2 protein-coding genes are annotated in these 24,258 nt (G+C 71.3%); both read right to left on the bottom strand.

The genetic code is table 11. From position 1 onward, the window contains the following. Positions 1-12: 12 nt before the first annotated feature. A complete protein-coding gene (locus ACZ56E_RS01630) occupies positions 13-12,123 on the bottom strand; it encodes an SDR family NAD(P)-dependent oxidoreductase (protein ID WP_471209697.1) in 12,111 nt (4,036 codons plus the stop codon). Between the two features lie 49 nt (positions 12,124-12,172). Next, a complete protein-coding gene (locus tag ACZ56E_RS01625) occupies positions 12,173-24,256 on the bottom strand; it encodes an SDR family NAD(P)-dependent oxidoreductase (RefSeq protein WP_471209694.1) in 12,084 nt (4,027 codons plus the stop codon). Positions 24,257-24,258: the final 2 nt, after the last annotated feature.

The raw sequence follows: 24,258 nt of genomic DNA, 5'->3' as shown, positions 1-24,258 counted from the left end.
CTCCACTCCTGATCAAGAAGGCAGTTCGCGGTCGATCAGCTCGAAGAGCTCGTCGTCCGACGCGGATTCGAGGTCTCGGTTCTCGGCGGCGTCACCGTCGGCGTCACTGTCGCCGGCCGCGTGGTCCGAGCGGGCCGACGTGTCGTCCAGGCGCCACAGCAGGTTCTGCAGGCGTGCCGCGAGGCGGGTCCGGGTGCTCTCGTCGTGTGCGTGCCCCGCGATCACCGTCTCGAGCTTGTCCAATTCACCGAAGAGCGGCGCGGCCGGGTCGGCTCCCGCGGGGGCCAGCTGTGCGCGCAGTTCCTCGGCGATGGCCGACGGGGTGGGGTGCCGGAAGATGAACGTGGCGGGCAGGCGCAGACCGGTGGAGGCCGAGAGGCGGTTGCGCAGTTCGACCGCGGTGAGGGAGTCGAAGCCGAGATCCTGGAAGGGGGCGTCGGCGCGTACGGCGTCCGTACCCGCGTGCCCGAGGACGGCGGCCGCGTGGGTCCGTACCAGGTCGAGGAGGGTGCGGTGCTGTTCGTCGGCGGTCAGCGCGGACAGCTTCGCGGTCCAGTCGACGTTCTGCCGGGCGGTGGCGGCTGTCGGTCGTGCCCGGCCGCCGGCCTGACCGCCGCCCCGGCCGGCTCCTTGACCTTCGGCGAAGGCGCGCAGGAGGGAGGGAAGGGCCGGGGCGGGTTTGTGTGCCAGGACGCGGGTGTCCAGGTCGACGGCGACGAGGTGGGGGCGGCCGTGGCGGTGCGCGGCGTCGAACAGGGCAAGGCCGTGTGTGTTGCTCATCGCCTTGACGCCGATGCGTGCCATACGGGCCACGTCGGTGTCGCTGAGTCCGCCGGTCATGCCCTGGGGAGCCTCGTCGGCGGCGGTGCCCGTCTGGGTGTCCGGGGTCTCCCAGAGGCCCCAGCCGACGGACAGGCCGGCCTGGCCCCGGGTCCGGCGGTGCTGCATCAGCGCGTCGCAATAGGCGTTTGCTGCGGCGTAGTTGGCCTGGCCCGGGCTGCCGAGCGTGGCGGCAGCGGAGGAGAACACCACGAACAGGCCTAGGCGCATCTCCCGGGTCGCCTCATGGAGATTCGCGGCCGCAGCGGCCTTGGCCGCCCACACCCGCGCCAACCCCTCAGGTGTTTGCGCGGTCACGACCCCGTCCTCCAACACGCCTGCCGCATGCACGACACCCGTCAACGGATGCGAGGGATCCGTCTTACCGACCAGCTCCACCACCGAGGCCGGATCGCTGACGTCGGACGCGACAATGGCGACCTCGGCGCCCAACTCCTTGAGCTTGTCGGTCAGTTCCTCGCTGCCCGGGGCTTCCGGCCCGCTGCGGCTGGCCAGCAGCAAGTGTCGTACGCCCCACTCCCGCACCAGATGCTCGGCCACGACCTGACCCAGCGCCCCCGTGCCCCCGGTGATCAAAACGGTGCCGTCGGGGTCGAGCGGCGCGGGTACGTCGAGTACGAGTTTGCCGGTGTGCTTGGCCTGACTCATGAACCGGAACGCCTCACGTGCCCTGTCCAGCGGCCAGGAACGCACCGGCAGCGGGTCAAGGGCACCGGAAGCGAACCTCTCTCCCAGCTCACCCATCATGACCGCGATGCGATCCGGTCCCGCGTCGGTGACCAGGTCGTACACGGTGTAGCTGACACCCGGGTACTCCGCGCCCACCTCCTCCGATGCGCGCACATCGGTCTTGCCCATTTCGAGGAACCGGCCGCCGCCGTCGCCGAGCAACCGCAGGGAGGCGTCGATGAACTCGCCGGTCAGGCTGTTGAGTACGACGTCCATGCCACGCCCGCCGGTGGCCTGGCGGAACGTGTCCTCGAAGGCGAGGTCCCGGGAGGAGGCGCGGTGCGCCGCGTCGATGCCCATCTCCGCCAGTACGGCGTGCTTGCCCGGACTCGCGGTGGCGAAGACCTCGGCACCCAGGTGACGGGCGATCTGTACCGCCGCCATCCCCACACCACCCGTGGCAGCGTGGATCAGCACACGCTCGCCCGCCTTCAGGTCTGCCAGCTCCACCAACCCGTACCAAGCTGTCAGATACGCGACGGGCATCGCGGCCGCCTGCCGCATGTCCCAACCCTGCGGGACCGGCGCGACCATGCGGGTGTCCGCCACGGCCGTCGGGCCGAAGGAGCCATGGAGGACGCCCATCACGCGGTCGCCGACCGACAGGTGCGTGACGCCGGGACCTGTCTCCGTCACGACACCGGCGCCTTCACCGCCCAGACCGACCTGACCGGGCACCATGCCGAGGCTGACCAGGACGTCGCGGAAGTTGATGCCCGCCGCGTGGATGCCGAGGCGAACCTGGCCGGGGCCAAGGGGCTCCATCACTTCGGGGTACGCGACCGGCGCCACGCCCTCCAGCGTCTCGGTGCTCCCCTTGTCCAGGCGCCAGGCACGGTCGGTGGGCGCGGCGACGAGCCCACCACCGGGGGCGCGGACCAGGCGCGGGACGTAGAGCTGCCCGTCGCGCAGGGCGAGTTGGGGTTCGTCGAGTTCTTCGGCGGCGTGGCGCAGGGTGGGGTGCGGTAGTCCCCTGCCATCCGGGTGCAGGTCGTCGCCCACGTCGAGCAGGATGAAGCGGCCCGGGTTCTCGGACTGAGCGCTGCGGATCAGGCCCCATACCGCTGCGGCGGACGCGTCCACATCGCCGTCGCCATCGATGCCGGTGGTCACCGCACCACGAGTGACTACGAGGAGCCGAGACTCGGACAACTCCGACGTGGCCAGGAACTCCTGCACGAGCGACAACACCCGCTCCACGACCAGCCGACCGTCAAGAACCTCACGGCCGGCGCCAGAAGATGGATCGACGGGAACGACCACGGCCCATGGAGCTTCACCACCCGCCGTCGGCACTACATCTGCCAGGCGGCTGACACCCTCCGAGAGCACAACCCAGTCGGCATCCGCGCTTTCATCTGTCCGCGCCAGCGGAAGCGGTGTCCAGTCCACCGAGAACAGACCGTCGTTGCGATCCGGTACCGACTGCAGCTGCCGGATGTCGGCGGGCCGCAACGTCACCGACCCCACGCTCAGGACGTCGGTCCCGGCGGCGTCGGCGATCAGTACCCGCACTTCCCGTTCAGCCTCGTCGTGCTCGCCAGGCGAGAGACGTACGCGTACGGTGGCGGCTCCCGCAGCCCGCAGGGAAACCTGGTTCCAGGTGAACGGCAGCCAGACCTTCCCGTCGTCGTCCTGCGCCTCCCCGGGCCAGTCGAGGAGCAGGGCCGGGTGGAGGGTGGCGTCGAGGAGAGCGGGGTGGATGCCGTAGCCGTCATGGGCGCCGGCGGCTTCGGGCAGGACGACCTCGGCCAACAGATCCTGGCCGTGCCGCCACACCGCACGCAGGCCCTGGAACCCGGGACCGTACGCATAGCCCGCGTCCGCCACACGCTCGTAGAAGCCCGCCAGGTCCACCGGCACGGCGCCCGCTGCGGGCCACGCCCCGGCCAGTCCGCTGTCCGGAGTGTCAGTGGGCTGGGGAGTGAGGATGCCGGTCGCGTGGCAGATCCACGAGTCATCGCCGCCCACGGCGTCCGCCGCGTCAGGCCGACTGTAGATCTGGACGCCGCGTCGCCCGTCCTGATCCGCCTCGTCCACCACAACCTGCACCCGCAACCCCGACGCCTCAGGCACCACCAAAGGCGCCTGCAACATCAACTCCTCCACCGCCCCACAACCGACCTCATCACCGGCCCGCAACGCCCACTCCACCAACGCCGCACCCGGCACCAACACCGCCCCAGCCACCACATGATCAGCAAGCCAAGACACACCAGAACGCGACAGCCGCCCAGTCAGCAGACACCCACCCCGGTCCGCGAACTCCACCGCCGCACCCAACAACGGATGCCCCGCCGCCACCAACCCCAAAGTCGCCGCATCCCCACCCCCAGAACGGCCGCTCAACCAGAACCGCTCCCGCTGGAACGCATACGTCGGCAAATCCACCACCCCAGGCACCGGATCAGCCGGGAACAACACCGACCAATCCACACCGACACCAGCGGTATGCAGACGAGCCATCGCCTCCACAAACGCCGACTCCTCAGGACGCTCACCGGCGAGAGACGCGACCAGCACCGAATCCTGACTGTCCGACTCGTCCAGGGTGTGCTGGGCGGCAGTGGTGAGTACGGGGCCTGGGCCGAGCTCTACGAAAACGCCGGCCTTGGACGCCACTTGAGCGACGGCGGGCTGGAAGAGCACTGTCTGGCGCACGTGGCGCGCCCAGTACTCCGGGGACGCGATCTCCTCACCGGCCTCCAGACCTGAGACGTTGCTGATGAGCGGAACCCTCGGTCGCGCGAACTGGACCTCTCGTATCGCTTCGGTGAACTCCGCGAGCATCGGCTCCATCAACGCCGAATGGAAGGCATGACTCACGCTCAGGGCCTTCGTCTTACGCCCACGCTCCCGCCACAGTCCCGCGATCCGGTCCACTTCATCCGACGGCCCCGAAATGACAGTGGAGTCGGGTGTGTTGACCGCCGCCACGCTCACGGCCGAACCATCCACGTCGGCGGCCAGCTCGGCGGGTGTGGCCTGCACCGCGCACATCGCTCCGCCCTCAGGCAGCCCACCCATCAAACGAGCCCGCGCACCCACCACCCGGCACGCGTCCGCCAGATCGAAAACCCCTGCCACATGGGCTGCCGCTATCTCGCCGATCGAATGCCCGAGCACGACATCCGGCCGCACACCGACCGACTCCCACAAGCGGGCCAACCCCACCTGAAGCGCAAACAAGCCCGCCTGCGCCCACATCGTGTGATCCAACCGCTCCCGCGGACCACGGAGAACCACCTCCCGCAACCCACCGGCCCCGACCCCCAGCTCGCCCTCCAGCAGGCCGCACACCTCATCAAACGCAGCCGCGAACACCGGGAACCGCTCATACAAACCAGCACCCATACCGACCAACTGGCTGCCCTGCCCACTGAACAGCCACACCACATCACCGCTCGTCGCAGCGACCACATCATCACGCGACCGCGTCACAGCAGGGTGCTCCTCACCGGCGGCCAACGCAGCAAGCCCCGCCAGCAGCTCAGGCCTCTCCCGTCCCACCACCACCGCCCGCTGATCGAACAGCGCACGCGAGCGCAGCAAGGACCAGCCCACATCCCGCACCGACACCGCCACGTCGGCCGCCACGGCATCATGCAGACGCAATGCCTGTTCGCGCAGGGCCTGCGGGCTACGGGCCGACACCACCCACGGCACCAACCCAGCCGCATCCTCGACCCCGGGAGTCTCGCCGCTGACCGGCCTCGACTCCTCCCCCAGCCCAGCGGGAGCAGCCTCCACGATCACATGCGCGTTCGTCCCCGAAGCACCGAACGACGACACACCCGCCCGCCTCGGACGACCCTCCACCTCCGGCCACGGCACCGACTCCACCGCCAACCGAACCGCACCCGAATCCCACTCCACATGCGGCGACGGCACATCCACATGCAAACTCGCCGGCACCACACCACGCCGCATCGCCATCACCATCTTGATGACACCCGCAACACCCGCAGCCGCCTGCGTATGACCAATATTCGACTTCACCGAACCCAGCCACAACGGCCGACCCTCGAACCGACCCTGCCCATACGTCGCCAGCAACGCCTGCGCCTCGATCGGATCACCCAACGTCGTCCCCGTACCGTGCCCCTCCACCACATCAACATCCACCGACGACAAACCACCACTGGCCAACGCCTGACGAATCACCCGCTCCTGCGAAGGACCATTCGGCGCCGTCAAACCGTTACTCGCACCGTCCTGATTCACCGCCGAACCCCGCACCACACCCAACACCCTGCGACCATGACGCCGCGCATCCGACAACCGCTCAAGCAGCAGCACACCCACGCCCTCGCCCCAGCCAGTCCCGTCCGCAGCGGCGGCGAAGGGCTTGCAGCGGCCGTCGGGGGCCAGGCCTCGCTGGCGCGAGAAGCCGGTGAACACCTCGGGCGTGGCCATGACGGTGACGCCGCCCGCGAGAGCGAGCGTGCACTCTCCCTGTCGCAGTGCTTGCGCCGCCAGGTGGATGGAGACCAGGGATGAGGAGCACGCGGTGTCGACCGTCACCGCCGGGCCCTCCAGACCCAGGGTGTAGGCGACACGGCCGGACACGACGCTGCCGGAGCCGGCGAGCATGGAGTAGCCCTCTAGTTGGGCGTCCTGGGCCAGGCCCGCCGCGTAATCGTGGTACATCACGCCGACATACGTGCCGACCGGGCTGCCCTTCAGCGTCGTCGGGTCGATACCCGCACGCTCGAACACCTCCCACGACGCCTCCAGCAACAACCGCTGCTGCGGATCCATCGCCAACGCCTCACGCGGATTGATCCCGAAGAACGCCGCATCGAAATCACCCGCGTCAGGAAGGAATGCTCCTTCGTCGGCGTAGCTGGTGCCGGGGTGGTCCGGGTCCGGGTGGAAGAGGTGTTCCAGGTCCCAGCCTCGGCCCGTCGGGAAGGCGCCGACCGTGTCCACGCCCGCCTCGACCAGGTCCCAGAGTCCTTCCGGTGAAGTCGCTCCGCCCGGGTACTTGCAGGCCATCGCGACAATCGCCACCGGGTCGTCCGTCGCGGGCACAGAAAGCGCCACGGGCGCGGCGGGGGTGGCCGGTGTCGCGGTCCGGCCGCCCAGGCGCGTGCCGAGGTACGCCGCCAGCGCCTGCGGGGTGGGGTGGTCGAAGGCCAGTGTGGCGGGCAGGCGGAGGCCGCTCACCGCCGAGAGGCGGTTGCGCAGTTGCACCGCCGTGAGCGAGTCGAAGCCGAGGTCCTTGAAGTTGGCCTCGGTGCGTACGTCGGCCGCCGACCGGTGGCCGAGCACGGCCGCCACGCACTCGCGTACGACGTCGGTGACGACAGCCCGGCGCTCGGCCTCGTCCAGGCCGGCGAGGCGTCGCTCCAACGCGGCCTGGTCGACGGCGGAGTCGGCCGCCGCCCTGCGGCGGGTCCTGCCCGCCAGGTCGCGGAGGATCGCGGGGACGTCGTCCCTGTTCAGACCGCGTACGTCGATACCGGCCGCGACCACCGGCGAGGTGTGCGCGGCGGCGGCGCACGCCGCGTCGAGGAGAGCGAGGCCCTGCTCGTCCAGCAGCGGCTTCACCCCGCCGGCGCGCAGCCGCGCGAGGTCGGCGTCGTCCAGATGCCGGGTCATGGCGCTGCCGCGCGCCCACAGACCCCAGGCGATCGACAGGCCCGGCAGGCCGGACCGGCCGGGCAGACCAGGCAGGCCGGTGGCGCGGCGGCGGCTTACCAGGGCGTCGACGAAGGCGTTGGCGGCCGCGTAGCCGGCCTGGCCCGCGTTTCCGAGGACACCGGCGGCAGAAGAGAACATCACGAACAGGCCGAGCGGCAGCTCCGACGTCGCCGCGTCCAGGTTGGCGGCGACGGACGCCTTGGCCGCCCACACCCTGGCCAGCTGGTCGGAGGTCTGCGCGGTGACCACCGCGTCGTCCAGGACGCCGGCCGCGTGGATCACACCGGTGAGCGGGTGCGCCGGGACGACCGACGCGACGAGGTCAGCGGTGGCCCGCCCGTCCGTCAGGTCGGCCGCGACGATCCGCACCGTCGCTCCCAGGCCGGTCAGTCGGTCGGCGAGCTCGCGGGCGTCCGGCGCGTCGGGGCCTTGTCGGCTGACGAGCAGCAGGTGCCGCACCGACCAGGCGCGGACCAGGTGTTCGGCGACGAGACCGCCCATCATGCCGGTGCCGCCCGCGATGAGGACGGTGCCGTCGGGGTCCAGCGTTCCGTCGGGCCCGGCCCCGGGCCCCGTACCGGTGTCGGACTGTGTCTCGCGTGTGGGGGTGACGCCTCGGGCGAGGCGGGGAACCAGCAGTTCTCCCGCGCGCACGGCCAGCTGTGGCTCCCCGGAGGCGAGGGCCCTCGCGATGACGGTGCCGGTTTCGGTGTTGGTGTTGGTGCCGAGGTTCGTGTCGGTGTCCAACAGGACGAAGCGGTCCGGGTGTTCGGTCTGTGCGCTGCGTATCAGTCCCCACAGGGCGGCGGCCGGGACGTCGACGGGCACGGGGGTCGCGTCGTCGCCGTCGGCTGGGGTCGGCGTCACCGCGTGTTGGGTGAGGAGGACGAGCCGGGTCTCGGCGAGGCGTGGTTCGGCGAGCCAGTCCCGCAGCAGGCGCAGGGTGCGCTCGGCGAGGGCCAGGCCGGACGCGTCGAGCGTCGCGTCCGCTGTGGCGCCTTCTGTCGCAGTAGACGTGGCGGTGGTCTTTACGAAGACGGTCGCGGGGGCCTGCGTTCCCTCGTCCAGCGCGGCCGACAGGGATGCCATGTCGGGATGCCGGGGGATGTCCGTTCCGGCCCAGTCCGGTACGTCCTGACCGAGCACCGCCCAGCCGTCGTCTGCGGCGTGGTCCACCACGGCCGACGGCGGCAGAGCGGTCCACTGCACCGTGAACAAGCCGTTGGTGCCGCCGCCTGCCTGACCGGCCGTGCGCAGCAGTTCGGGGTCGGCGGGCCGCAGAGCCAGGGAGTCCACGCTCAGCACGGGCGCTCCGGTGGCGTCGGCGACCGTCACGCGCAGTCCGGCGCCGTCGTCCGTCTCCGCTCCGCCGTGCGGGGTCAGCCGCACCCGCACGGTTGCGGCGCCGGTGGCCCACAGGGAGACACCGTTCCACGCGAACGGCAGGCGGAGGGACTGCCCTTGCTCCTCGCCGGGCGCGTTCTGGTCGAGCAGCAGCGCCGGGTGCAGTGCGGCGTCCAGCAGTACGGGGTGAATGCCGAAGTCGTCGTACGCACCCGCCTGTTCGGGCAGCTCCACCTCTGCCAGCAGGTCCTGCCCGTGCCGCCACACGGAGCGCAGGCCCCGGAACGACGGCCCGTACTCGTATCCCGCCGATGCCGCCTGCTCGTACAGGTCACTGATCTCCAGCGGCTCGGCCCCCGTCGGCGGCCACTGTCCGCTCAGCCCGTCCGGTACCGCACCGGGTTCGGGGCTCACCACACCGGTCGCGTGACACGACCATCCTTCATCCTGCCCCGCTGCCTCGTCGTCCGCGTCGACGCGCGAGAAGACGCGCACCTCACGCCGGCCGCCCTGCCCGTCGCCCGCACCCACGACCACCTGGACCTGGAGGCCCCCGGAGCCGGGCAGCACCAGGGGCGCCTGGAGTGTCAGCTCCTCAAGGGTGGGGCAGCCCGCCTCGTCGGCGGCCCGCAGCGCCCACTCGACCAGCGCGGCACCGGGGACGAGCGTCGTACCCGCCACCGCATGGTCGGCGAGCCACCCGCCACCACCACCGGTCGCCGCGAGCCGCCCGGTCAATACGAGCGCACCATCGGCGAGGCCGAGCGCCGCAGGCAGCAGCGAGTGTTCCAACCGCCGCAGCCCGGCCGACCGCACATCTCCGACACCGTCCACCGGCAACCAGTAGCTGCGACGCTGGAAGGCGTAGGTGGGCAGGTCAACGGTACGCGGGGCGGGGTCGGCCGGGAACCAACGTCGCCAGTCGACGTCCGCACCGGCGGCGAAGGCATGCGCGGCGGCACGGGTGAGCTGCGCCGCGTCACCGTGATCGCGGCGCAGGGTCGGCACGACGGTGGCGGAGACGTCCGCCCGCTCGATGGTCTCCTCCATGCCCAGACCCAGCACCGGGTGAGCGCTGGCTTCGATGAAGAGGCGATAACCGTCGGCCAGCAGCGCTTCGATGGTGTCGGCGAAACGGACGGGTTGGCGGAGGTTGGTGACCCAGTAGTCGGTGTCGAGGGCCGTGGTGTCCGTCAGGCGCTCGGCGGTGACCGTGGAATAGAACGCCACGTCCGTGGTCGTCGGCTGGATATCGGCGAGCCGGTCGGTAAGGAGATCACGGAGTTCGTCGATCTGGGGGCCGTGGGAGGCGTACCCGACATCGATGACACGGGCCCTGAGCCCCTGCGCCTCCGCGTCGGCGACAACCGCTGCCACATGCTCAGGCGGTCCCGAAATGACCGTCGAAGAAGGCCCGTTGACCGCTGCCACGCACACGCCAGGCCGATCCCCGATGAGCTCAACAGCGCGCTCCGAGCTGGTCCCCAGAGAAGCCATGTCCCCGTGCCCTTGCAACTGACGAAGCGCGTCACTACGTACCGCAACAATCCGCGCCGCATCCTCCAAAGACAGCGCCCCCGCCACACACGCGGCAGCCATCTCACCCTGCGAATGCCCGATCACAGCAGCCGGAGTGATGCCGTAATCCGCCCACACCGCAGCCAGCGAGACCATCACCGCCCAAAGCACCGGCTGCACGACCTCGACCCGGGACAGCTCACTCCCGTCCCCGCGCAACACCTCCCTCAGCGACCAGTCCACGTACGCCGAAAGCGCCCGCTCACACTCCGCGATCCGCGCCGCGAAGACCGGCGACTCATCCAGCAGCTGAGCACCCATCCCCACCCACTGCGACCCCTGCCCCGGAAACACCAACACCGGCCCAGGCCCCACATCACCAGCAACCCCGGCCACCACATCAGCCGAAGCCTCACCGCCTGCCAACGCCCCCAGACCCGCCGTCAGCGCATCCCGGTCACGCCCCACGACCACAGCCCGGTGTTCAAGAAGCGCCCTGCTCGTGGCGAGTGACCACCCGACGTCAGTGGTCGACGGGTTCGTGTCGGTCACGAACTCGCCCAGCCACCGGGCCTGTTCGCTCAGCGCTTCCTCGGTCCGCGCGGAGACCACCCACGGCACCACCCCGCCCGGCTCCGCCACCACGGGTTCGGGCTGGTCGTCCTCCGGCGGGGCCTCTTCCAGGACCACATGGGCGTTCGTGCCCGAGATGCCGAAGGAAGATATTCCGGCGCGGCGCGGGCGTTCGCCGCGCGCCCACGGGACCGGTTCGGTCAGGAGGCGTACGCCGCCGCCGTCCCACTGGACGTGCGGGGTCGGCTCGTCGACGTTCAGGGTGGCGGGGAGCAGTTCGCGCTGGAGCGCCATCACCATTTTGATGACACCGGCGACGCCCGCCGCGGCCTGCGTGTGGCCGATGTTGGACTTGACCGAGCCGAGCCACAGGGGGCGGTCGTCCTCGCGCTCCTTGCCGTAGGTGGCGATCAGCGCCTCGGCCTCGATGGGGTCGCCGAGCCTGGTGCCGGTGCCGTGGGCCTCGACGACGTCGATCTCCGACGTGGAGAGGTGGGCGCTGGAGAGTGCCTGGCGGATGACGCGGCGCTGCGAGGGGCCGTTGGGCGCGGTGAAGCCGTTGCTCGCGCCGTCCTGGTTGATCGCCGAACCCCGGATCACCGCGAGGACCTTGTGGCCCTTTCTACGGGCGTCGGAGAGGCGCTCCAGCACGATCAGGCCCGCGCCCTCGCCCCAGCCCGTGCCGTCGGCCGCGGCGGCGAACGGCTTGCAGCGGCCGTCGGGGGCCAGACCCCGTTGACGCGAGAACCCCGTGAACACCTCGGGGGTGGACATGACGGTGACGCCGCCCGCGAGAGCGAGGTCGCACTCGCCCTGGCGCAGGGCGTTGGCCGCCAGGTGCATCGCCACCAGCGAGGAGGAGCACGCGGTCTCGACGGTCACCGCCGGGCCCTCCAGGCCGAGCGTGAAGGAGAGGCGGCCCGAGAGGACGCTGGGCGCGGTGCCCGCGTACCCCTCGGTCGCCTTGCCGCCGGGGTCGCCCTGGGTCTGGTTGCCGGTGGTCGCGGCGCCGACGTAGACGCCGGTGGGGCTGCCCTTGAGCGAGGCGGGGTTGATGCCCGCCCGTTCGAGGGCCTCCCAGGAGGTCTCCAGGAGCAGTCGCAGTTGCGGGCTGCTGGCCAGGGCCTCGCGCGGGCTGAAGCCGAAGAAGTCGGAGTCGAAGCGGTCGGGGGCGGCGAGGAACCCGCCCTCCCGGACGTAGCAGGTCCCCGGGTGGTCGGGGTCGGGATGGTAGATGCCTTCCAGGTCCCAGCCACGGTCGGTGGGGAAGGGCTCGATGGCGTCGTCGCCGGCGGCGACCAGCTCCCACAGTCCCTCGGGTGTCTCGATGCCGCCGGGGAAACGGCAGGCCATGCCGACGACTGCCACCGGCTCCTGCCGCCGGTCCTCCACCTCGCGCAGGCGCTGCCGGGTGTCGTGCAGTTCGGCGGCGACCCGCTTGAGGTAGTCGACCAGTTCCTCTTCACTCGCCATGAGAGTTCACCCAGCCTTCAGCGTGGTTGTCGCGCCGTGCACGGTCGTTTCACACACCCAGTTCTTTGTCGATGAAGTCGAGGACCTGGTCGGTCGTGGCAACCTGCAGCTGCTCCTTCGTGCTGCCCGAGCCGGGCGTCCCGCTCGCCGCCTTCCAGTTCGACAGGAGTGATTCCAGTCGGGCCGTGACCGCGTCGGCGTCGAGGTGTTCGACGAGGGTGGAGGAGAGGGCGTTCTCGAGTTTCGCCAGGTCGCGGAGGACCGGGTCGGTGGCTTCCGCCCCGGCGGGCGTGTCGCCGTCGGGGGCGAGTTGCGCGCCGAGGTGTGCGGCCAGGATGTCGGCGTCCGGGTGGTCGAAGACCAGGCCGGCGGGGAGCCGCAGGCCGGTGGCGGCGGACAGCCTGTTGCGCAGTTCGACCGCGGTCAGGGAGTCGAATCCGAGTTCCTTGAAGGTGCTGCCCGTGGTGAGACTGTCCGGGTGGTGCCCGAGCACGGTGGCAGCCTGTTCCCTGATGAGCCGCACCAGTGTGTGGTGCCGGTCGGACGGCGACAGCGCGGCCAGCCGGCCCGCCAGATCGGCGGGCTGTCCGCCCGCCGTCGCGGTCGGCCTGCTCGCCCCACCGGCGGCGGGAGCGGCGAGGCCGCGGAGAAGGGCGGGCCGGGTGTGCACGGGGTGCGTGGCCAGGGTGCGCAGGTCGAGGTTGAATCCCACGAGGTGGGGGCGGCCGTGGCGGTGCGCGGCGTCGAGTAGGGCGAGACCGTGTGCGTTGCTCATGCCCTTGACGCCGATGCGTGCCATGCGGGCCACGTCGGTGTCGCTGAGTCCGCCGGTCATGCCCTGGGGAGCCCCGCTGGCGGCAGCGGCGCCCGTCTTGGCGTCCGGTGCCTCCCAGAGGCCCCAGCCGACGGACAAGCCTGCCTGGCCCCGGGTCCGGCGGTGCTGCATCAGCGCGTCGCAATAGGCATTGGCGGCCGCGTAGTTGGCCTGGCCCGGGCTGCCGAGCGTGGCGGCAGCGGAGGAGAACACCACGAACAGGCCGAGGCGCATCTCCCGGGTCGCCTCATGGAGATTCGCGGCCGCAGCGGCCTTGGCCGCCCACACCCGCGCCAACGCCTCAGGTGTTTGCGCGGTCACTACCCCGTCCTCCAAGACGCCCGCCGCATGCACGACACCCGTCAACGGATGCGAGGGATCCGTCTTACCGACCAGCTCCACCACCGAGGCCGGATCGCTGACATCGGCCGCCGCGACGGTCACCTCGGCACCCAATTCGGCCAGCCTGTCGATGAGTTCACCGCTGCCCGGGGCTTCCGGCCCACGGCGGCTGGCCAGCAGCAGGTGACGTACGCCCCACTCCCGCACCAGATGCTCGGCCACGACCTGACCCAGCGCGCCGGTGCCCCCGGTGACCAGAACCGTACCCTCGGGGTCGAGGGCAGGCGGGATCTCAAGCACCAGCTTGCCGGTGTGCTTCGCCTGACTCATGAACCGGAACGCCTCCTGCGCCTTGTCCAGCGGCCAGGAACGTACCGGCAACGGCTTAAGCCGTTCTGAGGCGAACAATTCGACGAGCCGGTCCAGCATGCTGCTGATGCGGTCGGGTCCGGCATCACCGACGAGGTCGTACGCCGTGTACGAGACGTCCGAGTACTCGGCGGCCACCTCTTCGGGGGCCCTCACATCGGTCTTGCCCATCTCCAGGAACCGCCCGCCGCCGTCGCCGAGCAATCGCAGGGAGGCGTCGATGAACTCGCCGGCAAGGCTGTTCAGTACGACATCCATGCCGCGCCCGCGGGTGGCCTGGCGGAAAGCGTCCTCGAAGGCGAGGTCCCGGGAGGAGGCGCGGTGGGCGGCGTCGATGCCCATCTCCGCCAGCACGGCATGCTTGGCGGGGCTCGCGGTGGCGAACACCTCGGCGCCCAGGTGACGGGCGATCTGCACCGCCGCCATCCCCACACCACCCGTAGCGGCATGGATCAACACACGCTCGCCCGCCTTAAGGTCTGCCAGCTCCACCAGCCCGTACCAAGCCGTGAGGAACGCCGCCGGGATACCGGCCGCCTCCCGCATGTCCCAGCCCTGCGGGACCCGCGTGACCATCCGCGCCTCGGCGATCACGACAGGGCCGAACGCGCCCTCGAACACGCCCATCACGCGGTCGCCCACCGAGACATGGGTGACCTCGGGACCGACCTCCGTGACGACACCGGCACCCTCGCCGCCCATGGCTCCGTACGCGGGGACCATGCCCAATGCGACGAGTACGTCGCGGAAGTTGATGCCCGCGGCGTGTACGGCGATACGAACCTGGCCCGGCGCCAAGGGCTCCAGGGCCTCCGGGCAGGCCACAGCGGCCAGGTCGTCCAGTGAGCCGTCGCGCACCATTCGCAGTCGCCATGCCGGTTCGCCGGGCGGTGCGGCGAGTTCGGTGGAGTGGCGCGCCTGGGTCAGCCGTGGAACGTAGAGCTGCCCGTCGCGCAGGGCGAGTTGGGGCTCGTCGAGTTCTTCGGCGGCGTGGCGCAGGGCGGCGTGCGGCAGTCCCCTGCCGTCGCCCGGGTGCGGGTGGCCGCCGGCCACGTCCAGCAGGATGAAGCGGCCCGGGTTCTCGGACTGGGCACTGCGGACCAGGCCCCATACGGCGGCGACGTCCGCGTTCACGTCACCGTCACCGTCGACGCCGGTGGACACCGCACCACGCGTGACCACGAGGAGGCGGGACTCGGACAGCTCCGGCGTAGCCAGGAACTCCTGTACGAGCGACAGCACCCGCTCCGCGACCAGCCGCCCGTCCTGGCCGCCAGCACCATCGCCTGCGGACGCTGCGACGGGAGCGACCACGGCCCACGGCACTTCACTACCCGCCGCCGACACCACATCAGCCAGGCGGCGGCCGACACCCTCCGAGAGCACAACCCAGTCCGCACCCTCACCGGTATCCGTCCGCGACAGCGGAAGCGGCGTCCACTCCACAGTGAACAGGCCCCGTACGTCACGCTGTTGGGCGGAAGCCAATTGGCCCGGCTTCACAGGGCGTGTCTGGAGGGAGTCGACGCTCAGAACGGGACCGCCGGTCGCATCGGTGACCGTCACGCTCAGCCCTTGGTCGAGGCTCTCCCCGACCGGACGGAGGCGAACGCGCACAGTCGTGGCTCCGACCGCCCGCAGAGACACCCCGGTCCACCCGAACGGTACGTGGAGCTGATCGTCCTCGGAACCGTCCATGAAGCGGGCGGCGAGGAACGGATGGAGGGTGGCGTCGAGGAGGGCGGGGTGGATGCCGTAACCGTCGTGGGCACCGGCGGCTTCGGGCAGGACGGCCTCGGCCAGCAGGTCCTGGCCGTGCCGCCACACCGCACGCAGGCCCTGGAACGCCGGACCGTATCCGTACCCGGCCTCGTCGGCCTGCGCGTAGAAGTCCGCGACATCCACCGGCTCGGCACCGGCCGGCGGCCAGACACCGCCCAACTCAGCAGCCGCACCGGCGCTTTCGGGAGACAGTACGCCGGCCGCGTGGCAGATCCACGAGTCATCGCCGCCCACGGTGTCCGCCGCGTCAGGCCGACTGTAGATCTGGATGCCGCGCCGCCCGTCCTGATCCGCCTCGTCCACCACAACCTGCACCCGCAGCCCCGACGCCTCAGGCACCACCAAAGGCGCCTGCAACATCAACTCCTCAACCGCTCCACAACCGACCTCATCACCGGCCCGCAACGCCCACTCCACCAACGCCGCACCCGGAACCAGCACCGCCCCAGCCACCACATGATCAGCAAGCCAAGACACTCCAGAACGCGACAGCCGCCCAGTCAGCAGACACCCACCCCGGTCCGCAACCTCCACCGCCGCACCCAACAACGGATGCCCCGCCGCCACCAACCCCAAAGTCGCCGCATCCCCGCCCCCGGAACGGCCGCTCAACCAGAACCGCTCCCGCTGGAACGCATACGTCGGCAAATCCACCACCCCAGGCACCGGATCAGCCGGGAACAACACCGACCAATCCACACCGACACCAGCGGTGTGCAGACGAGCCATCGCCTCCACAAACGCCGACTCCTCAGGGCGCTCACCGGCGAGAGACGCGACCAGCACCGAATCCTGACTGTCCGACTCGTCCAGGGTGTGCTGGGCGGCAGTGGTCAGTACGGGCGCAGGGCCGAGCTCGACGAACACGCCTGCCGACTCCGCCACTTGGGCAATGGCGGGCTGGAACAGCACGGTCTGGCGCACATGCCTCGCCCAGTACTCCGGAGACGCGATCTCCTCACCGGCGCGTTCTCCGGAGACGTTGCTCATGAGCGGGATCGAAGGCTGCGCGAACTTGACCTCTCGTATCGCTTCGGTGAACTCCGCGAGCATCGGCTCCATCAAGACCGAATGGAAAGCATGACTCACGCTCAGGGCCTTCGTCTTACGACCCCGCTCCCGCCACAACCCCGCAACCCGATCCACCTCACCCGACGGCCCCGAAATGACAGTGGAATCAGGCGTGTTGACCGCCGCCACACTCACATCCGTGCCATCCACATCGGCGGCCAGCTCGGCGGGCGTGGCCTGCACCGCACACATCGCCCCACCCTCAGGCAGCCCACCCATCAAACGGGCCCGCGCACCCACCACCCGGCACGCACCCGCCAGGTCAAAGACTCCCGCCACATGAGCGGCCGCGATCTCGCCAATCGAATGCCCGAGCACGACATCCGGCCGCACACCTACCGACGCCCACAACCGGGCCAACCCCACCTGCAACGCAAACAACCCCGCCTGCGCCCACATCGTGTGATCCAACCGCTCCCGCGGACCACGGAAAACCACCTCCCGCAGCCCACCGGCCCCGATCCCCAGCTCGCCTTCCAGCAGGCCGCACACCTCGTCAAACGCAGCCGCGAACACCGGGAACCGCTCATACAAACCCGCACCCATACCGACCAACTGGCTGCCCTGCCCGCTGAACAGCCACACCATGTCATCGCCGCTCGCCCGACCCTGCGAGCAGGATGGACCGATCAGTGCCGCATGTGGCTCGCCCGCCGCCAGCGCCTCCAGACCGGCGATCAGCTCGGCCCGCTCCGCGCCCACCACAACGGCGCGGTGCTCATGCAGCGCACGCGTCTTCAGCAACGACCAGCCCACCTCGGTGAGCGGCGCACGGGACGCGTCACCGGCGAAGTCACGTAGACGCAGTGCCTGTTCGCGCAGGGCCTGCGGGCTACGGGCCGACACCACCCACGGCACCAACCCAGCTCCAGCCTCAGTCTCAGTCTCAGTCTCGGGAGCCTCGCCGCTGACCGGAGCCGGAGCAGCCTCCACAATCACATGCGCGTTCGTCCCCGAAGCACCGAACGACGACACACCCGCCCGCCTCGGACGACCCTCCACCTCCGGCCACGGCACCGACTCCACCGCCAACCGAACCGCACCCGCATCCCACTCCACATGCGGCGACGGCACATCCACATGCAAACTCGCCGGCACCACACCACGCCGCATCGCCATCACCATCTTGATGACACCCGCAACACCCGCAGCCGCCTGCGTATGACCAATATTCGACTTCACTGAGCCGAGCCAGAGCGGGCGATCCTCCGGGCGCCCCTGTCCATACGTGGCGAGCAACGCCTGCGCCTCGATCGGATCACCCAGCGTCGTCCCCGTACCGTGCCCCTCCACCACATCGACATCCACCGACGACAGACCACCACTGGCCAACGCCTGACGAATCACCCGCTCCTGCGAAGGACCATTCGGCGCCGTCAAACCATTACTCGCACCGTCCTGATTCACCGCCGAACCCCGCACCACACCCAACACCCGGCGACCGTTACGCCGGGCATCCGACAACCGCTCAAGCAGCAACACACCTACGCCCTCGGAGAATCCGACTCCGTCGGCCCCGGCCGCGTAGGGCTTGCAGCGGCCCTCAGGTGACAGGCCGCGCTGGCGCGAGAAGCCCGCGAACATGTCCGGGTCGGCCATGACGGTCACGCCGCCTGCCAGGGCGAGGTCGCACTCGCCGTGCCGGAGTGCCTGTGTCGCCAGGTGGATGGAGACCAGGGACGACGAGCACGCGGTGTCGACCGTCACCGCCGGGCCCTCCAGGCCGAGGGTGTAGGCGACGCGGCCGGAGACCATGCTGCCGGTGCTCGCCAGGTAGGAGTAGCCCTCCAACTGGGCGTCGGCCGTGGGGAAGGACTTGGCGTAGTCGTGGTACATCAGGCCCACGTATGTGCCGGTCGGGCTGCCCTTGAGCGTCGTCGGGTCGATACCTGCACGCTCGAACACCTCCCACGACGCCTCCAGCAACAACCGCTGCTGCGGATCCATCGCCAACGCCTCACGCGGATTGATCCCGAAGAACGCCGCATCGAAATCACCCGCATCGGGAAGGAATCCGCCCTGGTCGGTGTAGCTGGTGCCGGGGTGGTCCGGGTCGGGGTGGAAGAGGCGTTCCAGGTCCCAGCCGCGGTCGGTGGGGAAGGCGCCCATCGCGTCCTTGCGCGCGTCGAGCAGGTCCCACAGGTCGTCGGGGGACGCGACGCCGCCCGGGAAGCGGCACGTCATGGCGACGATGGCGATCGGGTCGTCGGTGTCGGGGGCGGTGTCGGCCTTCGCCTGGGCCTGGGCGGCCGCCGGGGCCGTCGTGGTCGCCGAGGTGCCCGCCAAGCGGTCCACCAGGTGGGTGGCGAGAGCCTGCGGGGTGGGGTGGTCGAAGATCAGTGTGGCGGGCAGCCGTATGTCGCAGGCGGCCGACAGCCGGTTGCGCAGCTCCACCGCTGTCAGCGAGTCGAAGCCCAGGTCCTTGAAGGCGATGTCGACGCTCACCCGGGCGGCGGAACCGTGGCCGAGTACGGCCGCGACGTACTCGCGTACGACATCGGTGAGGAGCCGCAGACGGCCGTCCGCGTCGAGGCCGGCCAGGCGGGTCGCGAGCGCTCCGTCCGCGAGGCCTTCGGAGGCCACGCGCCGCCGCGTGGTGGGCGCCGTCAGGGCGCGCAGGAGCGGGGACAGGCCGTCGGTCACGGCGCGCGGGTCGAGGTCGGCCGCGACCACGTAGGCCCGGTCGTGGGCGCGGGCGGCGTCGAGCAGGGCCAGGCCGCCCTCGTCGGTCAGCGCGGCGAACCCGGTGCGCTTCATGCGTGCCAGGTCGGTGTCGCTCAACTGCCCGGTCATGCCGCTGGTCGCCTGCCACAGGCCCCAGGCGATCGACAGGCCCGCGAGGCCTTGCGCACGACGGTGCTGGACGAGGGCGTCGCAATAGGCGTTGGCCGCCGCATAGTTGGCCTGGCCTGGGCTGCCGAGCGAGGCGGCCGCCGAGGAGAACACCACGAAGAAGTCGAGGGGTGTCTCCCGTGTCGCCTCGTGCAGGTGGCGTGCCGCCGTCGCCTTTGTCGCCCACACCCGTGCGAGGCTTTCGGGGGTCTGCGCGGTGATCACGGCGTCGTCCAGGATCCCGGCCGCGTGGATCACGCCGGTGAGCGGGTGCGCCGGGTCGACCGACGCGATCAGCTCGGCGACCGCTTCCGCGTCGCCGACGTCGGCCGAGGCGATCTCGGCGGTGGCGCCCAATTCGCTGAGATGGGCTCGGAGTTCGGTGGCGCCCGGTGCCTGGTCGCCGCGTCGGCTCGCGAGCAGCAGGTGTCGTACGCCCCACTCCGTGACCAGGTGTTCGGCCACGAGTCGGCCGAGTACGCCGGTGCCGCCGGTGATGAGAACCGTACCGTTCCGGTGGAGCCCTTCGGACGGGCCCGCCGTCCGGTCGACCGGCGGCGTCCCGCTCGATGCAGTCGGGGCGGTCGTGGCGCGGACCAGCCGCGGCACTCGTATCTCGCCGCCGTGCAGCGCCAGTTGAGGCTCGTCCAGGTGCGCCGCCTCCATGGCTGCGGCGAGCGTGTCGTCGGGGCCGAGGTCGATCAGTGTGAAGCGGCCGGGGTGCTCCGACTGGGCGCTGCGGACCAGACCCCAAACGGCCGCGGCAGCCACATCCACGTCCACGGACACGTCCACATCCACATCCGTCACTGCCCCTCGCGTCACGAGGACCAGGCGGGAGTCGTGCAAGGGCGAGGCGAGCCAGGTCTGTACGAGGTCGAGGACGTGGGTGGTGAGTGCCAGGCCGTCGTCGGTCCGGTCGGGTTCGACGAGGGCGGCCACCAGCCGTGGCGCCGGAGCGCCTGCCTCGACGGACGCAAGCAGGTCCGCGAGGCTCGCGGCATCCTCGCCGAGTGTCACCCACTCTTCGGACGCATCCCGGGCCGGTCCCACCCCGTTCTCCGGGGTGATCCACTCCAGGTCGAACAGTCCGTGCCGGTCACGGGACGCGGCCGCGGCGAGGCGGCCGGTGTCGGTCGGGCGCGAGCGCAGGTCGCGGACGGTGAGCACGGGCGCGCCCACGGCGTCGGCCACGGTGATGCGCAGCCCTTGGTCGATCCGCTCGCCGAGCGGGGTGAGGCGCACCCGCACCGTGGTGGCGCGTACGGCGTGCAGCGCCACGTCGTTCCAGGCGAACGGCAGCCAGACCTGTTCGGCGTCGGTGGGCGGCAGCAGCAGTGCGGCGGGTTGCAGGACGGCGTCGAGGAGGGCCGGGTGGATGCCGAAGCCGTCCGGGTCACCGGCCTCCTTGGGCAGCGTCACCTCGGCCAGGACGTCCTTGCCGTGGCGCCACAGGGCCCGTACGCCCCGGAAGGCGGGGCCGTATCCGTAGCCGGTGCGGTCGGCCTGCGCGTAGAGGCCCTCGGCGGGCACCGGTTCGGCGCCGGGCGGGGGCCATGCGCCGTCCAGGGTATCGGCGGTGGCGTACCGCGTTTCGGCGGTGGTGTCCGGCGGGCCGCCAGGACTGCCGTCCGTCGGTGCGGAGGCCGGGGCGGGGGCGAGCACGCCGGTGGCATGGCAGGTCCAGGGGTGCGTCGACGCGAAGGCATCGTCGTCATCGGGGCGGGAGAACAGCCGGACGTCGCGCCGGCCGTGTGCGTCGGCCGCTTCCACGACGACCTGGATCCGCAGGCCGCCGGTGTCGGGCAGCACGAGCGGGGTTTGCAGCGTCAGTTCCTCCAGGGCCGAGCAGCCCGCGTCGTCGGCGGCCCGCAGCACCCACTCCACCTGTGCCGCGCCGGGCACCAGGGCCTGGCCCGCCACGACGTGGTCGTCCAGCCAGGCGGCGGACTGCCGGGACACCCGCCCGCTCAGCAGGTGTACGTCCCCGCTCGCGAGGCCGACGGAGGCTCCGAGGAGCGGGTGTCCCGAGGCGGCGAGGCCCAGCCCTGCGGGGTCGCCGGACCGCCCGCCCGTGGGGGCCGGCCAGTAGTCCTGGCGCTGGAAGGCGTAGGTGGGCAGGTCGACGGTACGGGGGGCGGGGTCGGCCGGGAACCAGCACCGCCAGTCGACGTCCGCACCGGCGGCGAAGGCCTGGGCGGCGGCACGGGTGAGCTGCGCCCCGTCACCGTGGTCGCGGCGCAGGGTCGGTACGACCGTGGCGGGCACGGCCGCCCGTTCGATGAGGCCTTCCAGCGCGAGGTTGAGGACGGGGTGCGGGCTCACCTCGATGAACAGGCGGTACCCGTCCGCGAGCAGCGCGTCGATCGTGTCGGCGAAACGCACCGTCCGACGCACGTTCCGCACCCAGTACGCGGTGTCGAGCTCGGTGGTGTCGGTGAGGTGCCCGGCGGTGACGGTGGAGTAGAACGCGACGTCGGTGGCGGCGGGCCGGATGCCGGCCAGGCCCTCGGTGAGCTGGTCGAGGATCGCGTCGAGCTGCGGCCCGTGGCCCGCGACGTCGGAGGCGACGGCCCTGGCGCGCAGGCCGCGCTCCTGGGCGTCGGCGACGACGGCGGCGATGCCCTCGGGCGGGCCCGAGATGACGGTGGACGACGGCCCGTTGACGGCCGCGACGACCACGCCCGGGTGTCCGTCGATCAGTTCGGCGGCCTGCTCCTGGCCCATCCCCAGGGACGCCATGCCGCCGCGTCCGGACAGCTGCCGCAGCAGCACACTGCGTACGGCGACTATGCGTGCCGCCTCGTCCAGGGAGATGGCGCCCACGACGCACGCCGCGGCGATCTCGCCCTGCGAGTGGCCGACGACGGCGGCGGGTTCGATGCCCTGGTCCGCCCAGACGGCGGCGAGCGCGACCATGACGGCCCACAGCACGGGCTGGACGACGTCGATCCGGGCCAGCTCCGCCCCGTCCCCGCGCAGCACGTCGGTCAGGGACCAGTCCACGTACGCCGACAGGGCCTGCTCGCACTCGGCGATCCGGGCCGCGAAGACCGGGGACTCGTCGAGGAGCCGGGCCCCCATGCCCACCCACTGGCCGCCCTGGCCGGGGAACACCATGACCGGTCCGGGACCCTTAGGGCCGACCGCACCGGCCACCACGTCCGGCGACGCCTCCCCTGCCGCCAGCGACCGGATTCCGTCGAGGAGCGCGTCGTGGTCGTCCCCGACGACGACGGCCCGGTTCTCGAACACCGACCGCGTCGTGGCCAGCGACCACCCCACCTCCAGGGGTGACGCCGGCCGCTGGTCGTCGCCGCTCACGTGCTCGGCGAGCTGTGCGGCCTGGGCGCGCAGCGCCTCCTCGCCCCGGGCGGAGACGACCCACGGGATGACTGTGCGTGTGGTCGGTTCCGGCCTCACGGATGCCGGCTCGGGGGCCTCGGCGGCGGGCGTCTCCTCGGTGGGCACCCCTTCTGCCGGTGCCTCCGCAGCCGGATGCGTCTCCGCGGGCGGCGCCTCCTCCAGGATCACGTGGGCGTTCGTCCCGGACATGCCGAAGGCGGACACGCCCGCGCGGCGCGGGCGCTCGCCGCGGGTCCACGGGACCGGTTCGGTGAGGAGCCTGACGGTGCCCGAGGACCAGTCGACGTGCGGGGTGGGCTCGTCGACGTACAGGGTGGCGGGCAGCAGTTCGCGTTGCAGCGCCATCACCATCTTGATGACGCCCGCGACGCCCGCGGCGCCCTGCGGATGCCCGATGTTCGACTTGACGGAGCCCAACCACAGCGGCCGGTCCTCGTCCCTGTCGCGGCCGTAGGTGGCGAGCAGCGCACCTGCCTCGATGGGGTCGCCGAGCCGCGTGCCCGTGCCGTGCGCCTCGACCGCGTCGACCTCGGCGGCGCCCAGGCCCGCGTTGGCGAGGGCGGCGCGGATGACGCGTTCCTGGGAAGGGCCGTTGGGGGCGGTGAGACCGTTGCTCGCGCCGTCCTGGTTGACGGCGGAGCCGCGGATCACCGCGAGCACCTTGTGACCGTTGCGGCGCGCGTCGGAGAGACGCTCCAGGAGGAGCAGTCCCGCGCCCTCGGAGAAGCCGGTGCCGTCGGCCGATGCCGCGAACGCCTTGGAGCGGCCGTCGGGGGACAGCGCGCCCTGGCGGGAGAACTCGGTGAACGCGCCGGGCGTCGACATCACGGTGACACCACCGGCCAGCGCGAGATCGCACTCCCCCTGCCGCAGCGCCTGGGCCGCCAGGTGCATGGAGACCAGTGAGGAGGAGCACGCCGTGTCGACGCTGACCGACGGGCCCTCGAGACCGAGCGTGAAGGAGATACGGCCGGACAGGACGCTCAGCGCGCTGCCGGTCAGGAGATGGCCCTCCACCGTCTTGTCGGGCTGCGCGCCGCCGAACCCGAGCACGCCCGCGCCGATGTAGACGCCGGTGGCGCTCAGCTTCAGCGACGCCGGGTCGATGCCGGCCCGCTCCAGGAGCTGCCAGGCCGTCTCCATGAGCACCCGCTGCTGCGGGTCCATGGCCAGGGCCTCGCGCGGACTGATCCCGAAGAACGACGCGTCGAACGCGGGGGCGTCGTACAGGAACCCGCCGCGTCGCACGTAGCTGGTGCCGGGGTGGTCGGGGTCCGGGTGGTAGAGGCTCTCCAGGTCCCAACCGCGGTTGGTGGGGAAGTCGTCGATGGCGTCGCCGCCCTCGGCGACCAGGTCCCACAACGCCTCGGGCGTGCGGGTGTCGCCGGGGAAGCGGCACGCCATGGAGACGATGGCGATCGGCTCCTGGGCCCGCTCCTCCACCTCGCGCAGCCGCCGGCGGGCCTGGCCGAGGTCCACCGTGACCCGCTTCAGATACTGACGAAGCTTGGCTTCGGTACTCGACGCGCCCGCAGCGGACTCTCCCGTACCGGACACAC

This window comes from Streptomyces sp. NPDC039480, assembly GCF_055597165.1.
This window is presented reverse-complemented; position numbering and strand designations above follow the sequence as displayed.